16 protein-coding genes are annotated in these 12729 nt (G+C 69.0%); 12 read left to right on the plus strand and 4 right to left on the minus strand.

The genetic code is table 11. The features are described 5' to 3' along the window. From DY240_RS27370 to DY240_RS27385, 4 genes are all read right to left on the minus strand, one after another. The coding region (locus DY240_RS27370; RefSeq protein WP_119662832.1) for a hypothetical protein at nucleotides 1-502 on the minus strand (502 nt) is incomplete at its 3' end. After that, nucleotides 499-834 carry a hypothetical protein gene (locus tag DY240_RS27375; RefSeq protein ID WP_119662833.1) on the minus strand — a complete coding sequence of 112 codons (336 nt, stop codon included), beginning with the start codon at nucleotides 832-834 and terminating at the stop codon, nucleotides 499-501. The genes DY240_RS27370 and DY240_RS27375, both read right to left, overlap by 4 nt. Before the next feature lie 24 nt (nucleotides 835-858). Continuing rightward, nucleotides 859-1824 (minus strand): conjugal transfer protein, encoded by a 966-nt coding sequence (locus DY240_RS27380; protein ID WP_158603023.1) that lies wholly within the window; start codon nucleotides 1822-1824, stop codon nucleotides 859-861. A gap of 83 nt (nucleotides 1825-1907) precedes the next feature. Further along, nucleotides 1908-2216, minus strand: coding sequence for a hypothetical protein (locus DY240_RS27385; RefSeq protein ID WP_119662835.1), 309 nt, complete (start codon nucleotides 2214-2216; stop codon nucleotides 1908-1910). A 279-nt stretch (nucleotides 2217-2495) separates the two neighbouring features. Between DY240_RS27385 and DY240_RS27390 the strand changes: the two genes are divergently transcribed. The 12 genes from DY240_RS27390 (at nucleotide 2496) to DY240_RS27445 (ending at nucleotide 12610) form a co-directional block, all read left to right on the plus strand. After that, complete coding sequence (locus tag DY240_RS27390; protein WP_119662836.1) at nucleotides 2496-3278, plus strand: hypothetical protein; 783 nt, start codon at nucleotides 2496-2498, stop codon at nucleotides 3276-3278. Nucleotides 3279-4495: 1217 nt separating this feature from the next. Beyond that, a complete protein-coding gene (locus DY240_RS27395) occupies nucleotides 4496-5464 on the plus strand; it encodes a ParA family protein (RefSeq protein WP_158603024.1) in 969 nt (322 codons plus the stop codon). Nucleotides 5465-5469: 5 nt separating this feature from the next. Further along, nucleotides 5470-6090, plus strand: a complete 621-nt coding sequence (locus tag DY240_RS27400; protein ID WP_147375546.1) for a hypothetical protein — start codon at nucleotides 5470-5472, stop codon at nucleotides 6088-6090. Nucleotides 6091-6188: 98 nt separating this feature from the next. Beyond that, nucleotides 6189-6773, plus strand: coding sequence for an SAF domain-containing protein (locus DY240_RS27405; RefSeq protein WP_119662839.1), 585 nt, complete (start codon nucleotides 6189-6191; stop codon nucleotides 6771-6773). 83 nt (nucleotides 6774-6856) lie between these two features. Then, nucleotides 6857-7564 carry a P-loop NTPase family protein gene (locus tag DY240_RS27410; RefSeq protein ID WP_147375547.1) on the plus strand — a complete coding sequence of 236 codons (708 nt, stop codon included), beginning with the start codon at nucleotides 6857-6859 and terminating at the stop codon, nucleotides 7562-7564. An 8-nt stretch (nucleotides 7565-7572) separates the two neighbouring features. Further along, the gene (locus tag DY240_RS27415) at nucleotides 7573-9159 is read left to right on the plus strand and encodes a CpaF family protein (protein ID WP_147375548.1); all 1587 of its coding nucleotides are present in this window, start codon (nucleotides 7573-7575) and stop codon (nucleotides 9157-9159) included. Continuing rightward, nucleotides 9156-10043: a type II secretion system F family protein gene (locus DY240_RS27420; RefSeq protein WP_199702600.1), complete on the plus strand. Its 888-nt coding sequence runs from the start codon at nucleotides 9156-9158 to the stop codon at nucleotides 10041-10043. The genes DY240_RS27415 and DY240_RS27420 overlap by 4 nt, the downstream gene beginning before the upstream one ends. After that, complete coding sequence (locus tag DY240_RS27425) at nucleotides 10040-10942, plus strand: type II secretion system F family protein (RefSeq protein WP_119662842.1); 903 nt, start codon at nucleotides 10040-10042, stop codon at nucleotides 10940-10942. The genes DY240_RS27420 and DY240_RS27425 overlap by 4 nt, the downstream gene beginning before the upstream one ends. A gap of 123 nt (nucleotides 10943-11065) precedes the next feature. Then, on the plus strand, nucleotides 11066-11257 hold the full coding sequence (locus tag DY240_RS27430; protein WP_119662843.1) for a hypothetical protein: 192 nt from the start codon (nucleotides 11066-11068) through the stop codon (nucleotides 11255-11257). A 62-nt stretch (nucleotides 11258-11319) separates the two neighbouring features. Beyond that, nucleotides 11320-11709: a TadE family protein gene (locus DY240_RS27435; RefSeq protein WP_119662844.1), complete on the plus strand. Its 390-nt coding sequence runs from the start codon at nucleotides 11320-11322 to the stop codon at nucleotides 11707-11709. Further along, nucleotides 11706-12176 (plus strand): TadE/TadG family type IV pilus assembly protein, encoded by a 471-nt coding sequence (locus tag DY240_RS27440; protein ID WP_119662845.1) that lies wholly within the window; start codon nucleotides 11706-11708, stop codon nucleotides 12174-12176. The genes DY240_RS27435 and DY240_RS27440 overlap by 4 nt, the downstream gene beginning before the upstream one ends. Before the next feature lie 5 nt (nucleotides 12177-12181). After that, nucleotides 12182-12610 carry a pilus assembly protein TadG-related protein gene (locus DY240_RS27445; protein ID WP_147375549.1) on the plus strand — a complete coding sequence of 143 codons (429 nt, stop codon included), beginning with the start codon at nucleotides 12182-12184 and terminating at the stop codon, nucleotides 12608-12610. The last annotated feature ends 119 nt before the right edge of the window (nucleotides 12611-12729 follow it).

The raw sequence follows: 12729 nt of genomic DNA on the forward strand, positions 1-12729 counted from the left end.
GCGCAGCCGAGGCCAGCGCCGCCTGGATGCCCGTCATCGGGGCCGGCACCGAAGCCGCCGCGGTCGGCACGCCGGTCACGATCTGCGTGTCCGGTGCCGATGGCGTGGCAGGGTCGGCGATCACGAATCGATGTACCAGCGCCCGCGGACGTCGACGCGTCACCGCCCGGCCGTCCTGACGGCCCAGCTTCGGCGACGCCGCCGCGGTGTACCCGCCCAGCGCTACGGCGACCGGCCCCCGTCCTCCGGTCTGGAGCCGCCCCAGCACGTTCACCGACCCGATCGTGGCCAGCAGCAAGAACGCGACGTTGGTCAACCCGCTGCCCACACCCCAGATCCCCATGGTGCGCACGCCGACCAGGAACAGCAGGCCAGCGCCGACCACCTGGGTCAACGTGTACGGCCCCCCGGGGATCTTCGTGCCGTCCGGGAACCGCCCGAGCACGTGCGGGAACCGCCGCGCCCGGGTGTAGAACTTGACGACCTCGCGCTCCTCGCTCACCGCTCAACCGCCCCCACGTCGACCTGGACCACAGCCGCCGGCGCGGAGTTGATCTCCTGGTCTACCCGGTTGCCGAGGATGTCGACGTTGTGGACGACCCACACGAAGACACCGGCCATCAGCGCTGCGATGGCGATCGACGCGATTGCGAATCCCGTCTTCACGGCGCGGAACACGACGAAGACCACAGCGACCACGATCGACAGGGTCTGCATCGTGCTCTCCAACTGGCCCGCCTCGCTCTCGACCCACCCGAAGACGCCGCCGTCGGCGACCACCTGAACGCTTGGCGCCACCTCGGCGGCGACGCTCATCAACTCGATTGCGGACATGCTCGTTACTCCCTTCCTGAGCGCCTACGGCGTCGCCGTCGACGACGAATCCCCACCACTCGCCTCCCGCGGCGAGGGCGTCACCGGCCTGTCCAAGCCGGAGTCCATGACGGCGCCATCACCAATCGGCGCCGGGTCGATCGCCTCGACCTCCCACCGGTCGGCTCGCGCCACCAGAGTCAGCGGGTACTGCACCACCGCCTCACCCATCGCATGAGCGACGTTCGCGGTCACCAGCACCTGCGCCCGCTCCCCATCCACCGGGTCCTCGGCGGGCTCGCCAACGGCAGCGATCGCCGTAACCTCCACCTGCGAGTACGGAGCTGGCGTCACCGCAGACAGCTCCACACCCGGCGCCACCACCCGCTCCAGACCGCCGGTTCCAGCCAGCAACGCGCTCAAGAACTCCGCCACCGCTATGCCGACCGGTGACTCGGAGCGCACCGACGCGCCGTATCCATGCCCTGGCACCGCGCCGACCGCGGGCGCGGGCACCGGCGCCGGCGCCGCCAACGCGGCCACCACGCCGTCGTCACTGACGCTGACTGGAACCTGGAAGTAGCGACGAACTGGCTGCACGCGGTCCCCACTAGCGGGCTCAGCGGCGCCGCCGGCTTCCTCGGCGGTGCTCGGCTCATCGACGTCTACAGCGACGGTGACCGACCACACCCCCGTCCCGGCGGCACTGACCTCAGCGGCCGCCGGGTTGCGCACCGCCGGAGACGTCGCTGGCAGCCCCTGGCCCGCATCGATGCCGACCAGTTCCTCCAGTCGCTCCCCGGCGGCGTTCTCGCGAGTCGCGGTCAGCCACGTGACGACTACTTGCTCCGCGAATTCCGCCGCCGCATCCCTGCCCACATCCGAGGTCGCCCCGGCCACAGATGCCGACGGCGTGACACCGCCGGCACCGCCGGCCTGTGCCGCCACGAACAGCGCAACCGGGCCACACAGCAGAGCCGCCCAAAGGACGCCGGCCAGGCTACGGCTCACCAGATCCGAGCCCGCAGTCCATGGATGCCCCTGCCCGGCTCGCCCGACTGGCACAGACTCCGAACCGTTCCGCCTTGTGATCTTCACCCGGCATCACCGCCAGCGTCAGGACGCGAGCCGTCCCGGTCCGGGGACTGCACGCGTGCGTCGTCGGCGAGGCCGTAGGCGACGTCGTCGGCTGCATCAGCGAACAGCCGCTCGAAGTCCAGCTCGGCACACAGCTCCTCCCGTGCCGCCAGGGCCGCCCGCTGCGCGGTGGTGAAGCGTGTCAGGGCGTCGGCGTCCAGGGGCTGCACGACGAGATCGCCGAGCGCGCGGTGAAGCTCGGAGGTCCGCGCATGCACAGCCGCGCTGAGAACCAACTGGCGGGGAAGTGGGTGTCGCACGCCCATGGCGGCGCCTCCTCGATCTCGCAGGGGGTGTCTGTAGCTGTCGCCTGGATGTGGTGGATTCCGGCCCAGCCGTGTGACACCGCTGCTCGAGAAATTTCCGCCGGCTCCTCCCCCGCATCCCGCTTGCCCAAGCCGCCGGGCAAGCGGGGCTAGCGCAGATTTCTGAGAAATTCCTGGTCACAGAGCCGTGGGCTAGCGATCGGGTGATCAGTCAGGCAAGCGGGTGCCTGTGGCGTGGACGTGTCCGAAGTCCTAGAGCGTGCACGTCAGGAGCCGACTGTGGCCGCCATCACCGCTGTCAAGCCCACCAACGACCGCCTCATCAACGACCTCAACCGTGAGTGGCTCGTACTTTCCGAGCGCACCGTCCCCGCGGCGCTCGCCACCTCGCCAGCCCTGGCCGACTGCGCCACTCTCGGCGACGCCCTCGACCGCCTGTTCGCCCTTGAGGGCGACGACCTGGATCAGGCATACCTTGACGTTCTGGAGGCCTACATCCGTGGCGGCTGCGACCTGGCCGGCCGCCTCATGCTTCAGCGAATGCTTGGACGAGCGGTCTACGTCGCCCACCGCGCCTACCTGAGCCGGGGCCGAGGCGCGATCACCGTCGGCCGCAACGGCAACGCCTCATTCAGCGACCTGCTTACATCGGCTGTCGCTGCTCTCTGGCGCGTAATCGCCACCTACCCGATCGAACGCCGGCGCGCTCGCGTCGGCGCCAACATCGCCATGGACACACTGATGTACTTCAACCGCGAGGACGACAACGGGCTGGACGCGAACCCGATCGATCTCACTGAGACGCTTGAAGACGTCCACGCGCCGCACAACAGCGCCGAGATCGTCGATGTGCTCGCATGGGGTGTCGAGGTCGGCATCATTCGACATGCCGACGCGGACCTTCTCGCTCGCGTCTACTGCCCGCAGCCGGGCGAGTGCGACGGCGGTGAGGCGGTCGCTGTCGAACTTGGCATCTCGTACACCGCGCTCCGCGCCCGGTGCTCTCGCGCCATCAAGCGGCTCGCCGCGGCCGTCCGTGAGGGTCGCTATGTGGCACAGTGACGCCATGATCGGCCCCGTCGCCGCCCACCGTAGAACGCCTTCTCCGGCTCAGGCCGGTGCCCGGGTCCACGGAAGGGCGGTTAGGCGCTCAGCGAGGCGCACAGCGCCGCTGAGGGGCATGCCGCGCCGCGCTCTAGCCTCCGGATCGGACCGAAATCGGGCGTGCTCACCGCTGTGGACCCACGGTGTCACAACGCCGCGGGCTCGCGTACTCCGTAGTCGCGCCACTGCCCGCACCTTGCCTCGTCGTGGTGTGGAACCTGTTCGCACGCTGCCCGCTTCGCTTGGCCCCGCACGCCTCATGCGCGCGCTCAGCGGCGGCACTGCTGCGTCCCCGCAGTGTCACCGTTGCCGCCCTATTCCTCGCCTACCGTTCGGCGGCATCTGCACCGTGGTCCGCATGCCTGTCGGCGGCATGGGTACTGCCGCCTCCCGGTGGTGCGCCTGCGTCCTAACAACGCTCCCCATGCGGCGCCAATGCCTGTTACGCACTGTCAGACAACAGTCGGACAACGGGTCGACATCGACCCCCAATCACTGCCACCACGATGCAGGCACGTCCAGCAATTACGCCGACCGCGCCCAGCCAGCATCCGGCACGCGTGCCAACCTCATTCCGATGACGTGCGGCAATCGAACAGCGCACTGCAAGACACTAGTCAGGCCACGTCCAGAGCGCGCCCTGCGCACATATCGACAGCATGGCGCACGCTGTCCCCAAACGCTCGCGGTGCTGCCAGGCACGATGCCAGCCACGTTCTGAACGCATGTCAAAAGTGGCTTGACAATTCTTCACCAGCAGCTAGGCTGTGGCGAAACGAGGCGTCACCTATGGCCTCGACGCTGGACGCGCAGGAGCGAGCAATGCCTAGGTCGCATCGTCACAACGGATGGAACGCTGTTGGACCGCACTTCACGACCAATGCCCCAATAGCGACACCGTCAATGAACCGCTCCTCGCGCACGATCACCCGGCGGCCGACAGGTGAGTGCCACCTACGCCACCAACGACCTATCGGCCGTCTCGCAACTGGTGCCCGATCTCTACCCCACAACCTGCCAGGAGGCGTACCGCCCATGCTCACCATCCGGCATGTCGGCGATCGACGTTCGCCCATCGCCGTTCTCGCTTCCAAGGCCGCCGCGGACAACGCCCATCCGTCCGTTCCGGCCCCAGCACCGCGCGTCACTGCATCGGCGAGCACTGGAGGCGCCCAGTGAACAGCGACACGCGAAGCGACAGTCGACTCGCCCGGGCCATCGCCGTCACCAACGGCAAAGGGGGAGTCCGCAAAACGAGCATCGTGGCCAACCTCGCCACCCGCTACGCCGAGGGCGATCGCGGCTACCGCGTACTGGTCATCGACCTGGACCCACAGGGCAACCTGATCAACCACTTCGGCCTCGCAGACCACCCACAGAACAACGGCGGCCTCGGACTCGTCACGGCCCTGGTTGAAGATCAAGACCTCCCGGTCATCCACGACGTCCGCCCGAAGGTCGACCTCATCGTCGGCGGCCCGAGGCTCAAGATGCTCGAGAACGCCGCGACCTTCGAGGAGGTCATCGAAGCCGGCGGGCTCGAGACCCTCTTCGTCCAGCGCATTGCCGAGCTCGTCGATGCGGCAGGCTACGAACTGGTCATCATCGACACCCCGCCCAGCCTCGGCCTCCAACAGGCCCTCGCCCTGCACACCGCCAGGTACGTCCTCATTCCGGTCGGCCTCGACCAGGACAGCTGGGACGGTGTCCGGGGCATCGGCCCCCTCGTGTCACGGGCCAGGAAGAACGGCAACCCCGACATCACCTACCTCGGCTTCGTCGTTACCGGCCTCGACGTCAACGCCAAGTCCTACATCGAGGACGCCAAGGACTACATCGAGAGTCTCGAACTCGATCCTCCGATCCCCTTGTTCGACACCTTCATCCGCTACACACCCACTGGCGGCCGCGCCCGCAACTTCGGCCTGCTCGTCCACGAACTCGCCGCCAAGCGCAACGAATTCGAGCTCGCGCGCCGCAAGGCCCTCCGCGATTACAGGCGCGGCAACACCGACATCGAAGTGCCCAAGCCGATCGCCATGACAGTCCACGATCTCGCCGACGACTACTTCGATCTCGCCAAAGAAGTACTGACAAAGATCAACCAGCACGAACAGGCCGCGTCAACGGCCGAGGGGGAGTGACCACCATGGCAGGCAAGCGCAGCCGCACGACGAACTTCGAAGACAGCTACGACCCCGACGTCGACCTCGCCGACGTCCTCGGTCGCCGCACTGCCGAGCCCGCCACACAGGCGGCCCCGCCGGCCGACACACCCGCAGACACCGCAGACACCGCCGACGCACCCGCCTCGCAGCCGCCGCCGGCACCGCAGCAGCCCTCGCCTCGTCCGCGCCGCCCACGCTCCACGACCCCGGCCGCAGCGGCGGCGCCGCGCAGCGATGAGAAGAAGCGTAAGCCGTCGGTCGTCTACGTCAGCCAGGACAACGTCACGAAGATCAAGCACCTGCGTGACGAGCGGGCCTGGTCTTCCGGCATGGTCATCCTGCAGGCGATCAACGACACCTACAGCAGCGGCAAGCTCAAGGAACGCCTCGGCGGCCGCACCATGACCAGCGACCTGTTCGGCGACTTCACCTCCCGCGTCGCCAGCACCAGCGAACTCAACAAGATGCCCCTCAACGTGCGCCTCAACCCTGACCACTACAGCGTCATCGACCGGCTCGTCGACGAGCTGGGCGCCGACAGCCGCAGCCACCTCATCAACACCGCACTCGACGAGTACTTCAAGGCGGAGGACGTCTCGTGAGCAGCTCCACCCGTGCCCCCCAAGCGGCGCCGACCCCGGATCGGCGCCGCACCAACCCCCCGGCCGGCGTACAACCCCGATACACCCGCCGGCCCGCGATGATCGCGCTCGGCACCGCCGTCCTCGCCCTCGGCGGGGGAGGGGCCTACATGCTGGCTCAGCAGGCCAACGACTCGGTCGAGGTCATCGCCATCAGCAACAACGTCGCCCGCGGGGAGGTCATCGAAGCCGGCGACCTCACCATCGCCGCCGCCTCCCCGGACCCCGCCCTCAACCCAGTCCCGGCCGCCCGCATGGACGAGATCGTCGGCCAGCGGGCCGCCGCCGACCTCACCGCCGGCACACTGCTCTCCCAGGACGCCGTCACCGACGTCATCATCCCCGCCGCTGGCCAGACCGTGGTCGGCGTCGCCCTCCTGCCGCCGCAGCTGCCCACCGAACAGATCATTCCTGGCGACCAGGTCCGGGTCTTCGACACCACGAACCCCGGCGACGAGCCGCCCCGCGAGACCCCCAGCGCGATCGCAGCGACGGTCGTGAGCGTCTCCGACGTCACCGACACCGGCCACATCATCGTCAACGTGCTCGTCGAACGCGACGTCGCCGGCGACCTCATCGCCCGCGTCGCCACCGGCCGAGTCGGACTCGCTCTCGACTCAATCGAGGACGGAGCAGACCGGTGACTGTCCTGGCGCTCACCTCCACACGAGGCGCGCCCGGCGTCACGGCCACCGCTCTCACCCTGGCGCTGGCGTGGGACCGCCCCGTGATCCTCGTCGAGGCCGACGTGTCCGGATCCAGCAGCATCAAAGCCGGACACTTCCGAGGCCAGGCCACGCCGAGCCCAAACATCATGGACTTGGCAGACGCCCACCACAACCATCGCAGCCTCGGCGTCGAAGCCCTACGACACGCCTCCCTACCGCTCCCGCTCGAGCCGTCGCGCCGCTATGTCGCCGGCATCGCCCGATCCGACCAGCTCCGAGCCCTCACCCCCGACTTCTGGGACCAACTGGCCAGCGTGCTCGCCAACACCGCTGAGCAGGGCTACGACGTCATCGTCGACGCCGGCCGCATCCGCAGCATCAATGGGCCCGACCGACTCCTCGAACGCGCCGACATGGTGGCCGTGGTCATGCGCAACCACCTCGACCACATCGTCTCCGCCGCCTCCAACGCCGACTACCTGCGCCGCGGCGCCGACGCCGCGTCCAACCGCGTCGGAGCCATCCTGTTGGGGCAGGGGCCCTACCCCAACAAGAAGATCACCGAGGCCACCGGGCTGCGCATCTGGTCGACGCTCGCCTGGGATCCTCACACCGCCGGCCGCCTCATGGGCGACGCCGACCTGCCCACCTTCGCCAAGTTCGAACGCACAGGCCTCTACCGCTCCGCCCGCTCAACCGTCAACGAGCTGAGGAACATCGACGCCGAGCGCCGATCGTTCCTCGGCACTCCGCAGCGAACACGGTGATCACCGACATGACTGACGACAGCCCGCACACCGGCGACATCACCAGCCTGCCGATCTTCGACACCACGCCGCGCCCCGACGAACCCGGCAACCCCGCACGTCACGCCGCCCGGCGCAGTCCTCGCGAGATCCTCTCCGCCTTCCCGACCAGCACCACACCGCCGCCCCCGCCCGTCCCGGTCGAGGCCCCGCCGACGACGCCGCTCCTCCCGCCCACGGTCGAGACACTGCACGCCGCCCAACCGGCCGCGCCAGCGCACGACAACGGCCCAGGATTCGGGTGGGACATGGTACGGATCTTCCGCATCCGCGCCGCCGAGCGCCTGTCCACCCAGATCACCAACGCCGACAAGCTCACCGACGCGCAACGCCGAGCCCGCGGTCACCAGATCATCCAGGACCTCGTCAACGAGGACGCCTCCGAGCGCACACTGCGCGGCGAACCCAGCCTGTCCATTGAGGACCGCGAGGCCTTCGCCAAGGCCGTCTACGACGCCCTCTTCGGCCTGGGCCGCCTCCAGCCCTACATCGACGACGACGACGTCGAGAACGTCGAGGTGTACGGCGCCGACCAGGTCGTCGTCGAACGCTCCAACGGCCGCCTGGACTTCATGCCTCCAGCCGCCGACTCCGTCGCTGAGCTCAACGAGTTCCTGCAATTCCTCGCCACCCGCGGCGGCGCCCGCGAACGATCGTTCAGCGAGGCCAGCCCCGAGCTCCACCTCAACCTGCACGGCGGCTACCGCATGGCCGCCGTGGGCTGGATCTCCCACACCACCGTCATCACCATCCGCCGGCACCGCCTCGTCGATATCGACCTCGACGACCTCGTCCAGAGGGACACCCTGACCCCGGACATGGCCCGGTTCCTCATCGCCGCCGTCAAGGCAAAGCGCAGCGTCCTCGTCGCCGGCGGGCAAGGGTTCGGGAAGACCACGCTGATCAGGGCGCTAGCCAACGCGATCGATCCACTCGAGAAGCTCGGCACCATCGAGACCGAGTACGAGCTGCTGCTCCACAAGATGCCCGAACGGCACCGGCGCATCATCGCCTGGGAGGCCCGACCCGGCAGCGGCGAACGTCAGGCCGACGGCAGCCGCGCCGGCGAAGTCACGCTCGACCAGCTCGTCTTCGGCGCGCTCCGGCAGAACCTCGACCGCATGATCGTCGGCGAGGTCCGCGGCAAGGAGGTCCTGCCGATGTTCAAAGCCATGCAGTCCGGCGCCGGCTCCCTCTCCACCACCCACGCCCACTCCGCCCGAGCAGCCATCGAGCGCCTGGTCACCTGCGCCATGGAAGCCGGCAGCCACGTCACCGAAGAGTTCGCGTACCGGCAGATCGCCGAGCACATCGACATCATCGTCCACCTCAACCGCCGCGACGTCCGCACGGCCGACGGCACCTACCGTCGCCGCTACATCGACGAGATCGTCGCCGTCGAGCCCGGCGAACACGGACGGCCCGCCCTCACCGACGTCTTCACCGACAACGGAGGCGGACAGGTCACCCGTGGCGCGATCCCGCCGCAGTGGATCGACGACCTCATCGAGCACGGCTATGACCCGACCGGCTTCCAGGCGGGAGCACGCGCATGAATCCCTCGCTGGCCGCCCTCACCGCCCTGGCCCTCATCGGCGGCGCCATGATCCTCATCTCCGGCGCCCGCCGCCGGCCCGTCATCGAGGGCGCACCACCCACCTCGCTGCAGCGGCGCCTGCGCGCCCTGCGCGGCACCACTCGCGCCCAGCGCCGACACCGCCGACTCATCGCCGCATCCGTACTCGTCGGCGCCGTCCTCTGGCTGCTCACCGGCTGGTTCCTCATCGTCCTGCTCCTTCCCGCAGCCGTCGCCGGCATGCCGTACCTGCTGCAGCTGTCCGACGGCACCAAGGAGGAGATCGCGCGACTTGAGGCCATGAGCGACTGGACCCGCAATCTAGCCGGGGTCCTCACCGTCGGCGTCGGCATCGAGCAAGCCATCTCCACCAGCCTCACCACCTGCCCCGCACCCATCCGCACTGAAGTCGAGCGCTTGGTCGCGCGACTCAACGCCCGCTGGGACACTGAAGCGGCACTGCGCGGGTTCGCCGACGACCTCAACGACGCCACCGGCGACCTCATCGCCGCCGCCCTCATCCTCGGAGCGCGCCAGCGCGGCACCAACCTGTCCGACGTCCTCGAGGGCTTGGCCAACACCGTCGCCGAAGACGTCAAGGTCCGACGCGACGTCGCCGCCGAGCAGGAGAAGCCGCGCACCCGATCGCGCTGGATCACCGGCATCACCGCTGCCGGCGTCACGTTCCTGCTGCTCCACCCGTACTCCGAGCCCTATAGGACGCCGTTCGGCCAGACCTTCCTCATCGGCTACCTCGTCGCCTATGTGGCCTGCCTCATCTGGCTTCGCCGCACCACCGTCACACCCAAGCAGCCGCGGATCCTCGGCGCGGCCGCCCGCGAGCAGCAGGGAGTCCCGGCATGACCACCGACACGCAGCTGGCGATCGCCCTCGGCATGGTCGCAGCGCTCGGCGCCCTGCTCATCATCCGCGAGCTCTACCCGCGGCGCATCGACGCCGTTGACGTCGCCGCCCGACTCACCAACGTCAACGCCGCACGCGACGACTACGACAGCGACAGCGACAGCGACGAGATCACTGACCGGCTCGGCCGCGCACTGCTCGGCCGCATCGGTACCTGGTCTATCCTGCGCATCCCGCACCGTGACCTCGCGCTCCTGCGCATCAGCGTGGCCCGATTCCTGGGTGAGAAGGCCCTGTGCGCACTGCTCGGCCTGCTCCTGCCCACCTTCTCCACCGTCGTCCTCTACGTGGTCGGACTCAGCATGCCGATCGCCGTACCCGTACTGGTCAGCATCGGCATGGCCATCGTGTTCTCCTTCTTCCCGAACCTCGGCGTCGCTGACCGCGCCCGCGTCGCCCGCGCCGAGTTCGCACGCGCCATGACCAGCTACATCGACCTCGTCTCCCTCGAACGTGCCGGCGGCTCCGGCCCAGTCCAGGCGCTCGAGCACGCCGCCGACGTCGGCGACTCCTGGGTGTTCGGCCGCATCCGCGACGAACTCAACCGGGCCCGCTGGTCAGGCACTCCCGCATGGGAGGCACTCAAGGTCGTGGGGGAGGAGCTGCGCGTGCCACAGCTCGTCGAGACCGCCGACGTCATGCGGCTCGCCGCCGACCAGGGCGCCACCGTCTACGAGAACCTGCGCGCACGTGCCTCCTCGATGCGCGCCGAGATCCTGTCCTCGGACAAGACCAGCGCCGGGATTCGCACCGAACGCTCCACACTGCCCGTCGCGATGACCGTCGTCGTCTTCATGGCAATGCTCGTCACACCGATGGCGATCAGCATTGCGTCATAGCACTCCAACAGCGGATTGACGACGAAAATCGCGAAATCCGCCTACGCTCCTGTCACAGGGCGAACAAGCAAGTCACCAACTAGAGAACGACAGCAGTCACCGTTCACCCCGGAGGAACACGTCATGATCACCAACCTGACCGCGTGGGCCCAGGCCACCACCGTCCACCTGCGGAACCGCCTCGCCACCCGCGGCGAGCAGGGCGCCACCACCCTCGAGTACGTCGTCATCGCCGCTGCGGTCTTCGTCGCCGCCGTCACCCTCGTCGGAATCATCATCGGCGTCATCAACCGCGAACAGTCCAACATCCAGTAGCCCCACCTCGTATCCGTCCATCAGCCCCGGATGGTCGACGCGGAGAGGAGGGCTGACGAAGAATGCTGCGGATCACCAAGTCACGACTGCGCACTGAGCGAGGCGCCGCCACGCTCGAAACCGTCGTCGTGTGGCCGGCCGTGTTCCTGATCTTCCTGACGATCCTGCACGCCGGCTTCTGGTTCCACGCCCGCAACATCGCCATCGGAGCGGCCCAGGAAGGCGCCCGGGTCGCCTCGGCCCAGTCCCGCGGCGACGGCGCCGCACGGGCCGCGGAGTTCATCTCCGACGCCGGCGGCGACGACGTCCTCACCGTCACCGACATCCGGCAGAGCGAGACCGCCGACACCGTCACGGTCACCGTCACCGGCTACTCGGAGTCGTTCGTGCCCGGCCTGGAGATCACGGTGACACAGAGCTCCACCGCTCCACTGAAGGGGTGGATCGAATGATCACCGCCCTCAACAACACACACCCGCGGCTGCGCCTGCGCCGGCTACGGCGGGGAAGTGGCGAGCGCGGCTCCGTCACCCTCGAGGTCGCCGTCCTCGCGCCCGGCCTCCTCCTGCTCATCGCCCTCGTCGCGTTCGCCGGCCGGATGGGCCTCGCCAACTCCGCCGTCGAGCAGTCCGCCGCTGACGGCGCCCGAGCAGCCTCGCTCGAGCGCGGACCCAGCGCCGCCCGCGCCGCCGCTCAGGAGGCCGTCAACGCCTCCCTGGCCGACCAGGGCCTGCAGTGCACCAGCACGAGCGTCAGCGTCGACACCTCGGGCTTCGCCACCGCCCCCGGGCAGTCCGCGAACGTAACCGTCACGGTCACCTGTCCCGTCCGGGTCGCGGACCTGCCGCTGCCCGGCCTCGGACCACGAACCGTGCAGGCGTCAGCGATCAGCCCCATCGACACCTACCGCGAGCGGTGACGACCATGCGACACCTCCACAACGCACTCCGCCGCCGGTTCCACGGCCGCGGCGAGCACGGCTGGGTCACACTCACCGTCTCCGTCGTCGTGCTCGGCCTGTTCGCCGTCGTCGGCCTCGTCTTCGACGGCGCCCGCAAGGTCGAGGCGCTGCAGCGGCTCGACAACGTCGCCGCCGAAGCCGCCCGCGCCGCCGGCCAGCACATCTCCGGCGCCGACCTCGACGGAGGCCTCGGCATCAACCGCGCCGCCGCGATCGCGGCCGCGCGCAACTACCTCGCCGCCGCTGGAGTGGCCGGCACCGTGGACATCTCCGGCGACACGATCACGGTCAACACCAGCGGAACCGAGGACACCGTGTTCCTGGAGCTGGTCGGCGTTCCCAGCTTCAATGTCACCGGTAGCGCGACCGTCCAGATCACGACAGGCCTGTAGGAGGAACCCCCACATGACCAGCCCGCGACGCACACGACCCGCCGCCCGACTTCTCGGCGCTGGCCTCGCCGCGGTCGCGCTCCTCCTCAACGCCTGCAGCGACGACAACCCCAACGACG

The sequence above is a fragment of the Jiangella rhizosphaerae genome (genome assembly GCF_003579925.1).
GTDB lineage: Bacteria > Actinomycetota > Actinomycetes > Jiangellales > Jiangellaceae > Jiangella > Jiangella rhizosphaerae.

Bases quoted from the DNA above. Each gene is read 5' to 3' on its own strand.
- DY240_RS27400 (WP_147375546.1), top strand. From the start codon at position 5,470: ATGGCAGGCAAGCGCAGCCGCACGACGAACTTCGAAGACAGCTACGAC.
- DY240_RS27385 (WP_119662835.1), bottom strand. From the start codon at position 2,216: ATGGGCGTGCGACACCCACTTCCCCGCCAGTTGGTTCTCAGCGCGGCT.
- DY240_RS27430 (WP_119662843.1), top strand. From the start codon at position 11,066: ATGATCACCAACCTGACCGCGTGGGCCCAGGCCACCACCGTCCACCTG.
- DY240_RS27415 (WP_147375548.1), top strand. From the start codon at position 7,573: ATGACTGACGACAGCCCGCACACCGGCGACATCACCAGCCTGCCGATC.
- DY240_RS27425 (WP_119662842.1), top strand. From the start codon at position 10,040: ATGACCACCGACACGCAGCTGGCGATCGCCCTCGGCATGGTCGCAGCG.
- DY240_RS27445 (WP_147375549.1), top strand. From the start codon at position 12,182: ATGCGACACCTCCACAACGCACTCCGCCGCCGGTTCCACGGCCGCGGC.
- DY240_RS27375 (WP_119662833.1), bottom strand. From the start codon at position 834: ATGTCCGCAATCGAGTTGATGAGCGTCGCCGCCGAGGTGGCGCCAAGC.
- DY240_RS27405 (WP_119662839.1), top strand. From the start codon at position 6,189: ATGATCGCGCTCGGCACCGCCGTCCTCGCCCTCGGCGGGGGAGGGGCC.
- DY240_RS27440 (WP_119662845.1), top strand. From the start codon at position 11,706: ATGATCACCGCCCTCAACAACACACACCCGCGGCTGCGCCTGCGCCGG.
- DY240_RS27420 (WP_199702600.1), top strand. From the start codon at position 9,156: ATGAATCCCTCGCTGGCCGCCCTCACCGCCCTGGCCCTCATCGGCGGC.
- DY240_RS27435 (WP_119662844.1), top strand. From the start codon at position 11,320: ATGCTGCGGATCACCAAGTCACGACTGCGCACTGAGCGAGGCGCCGCC.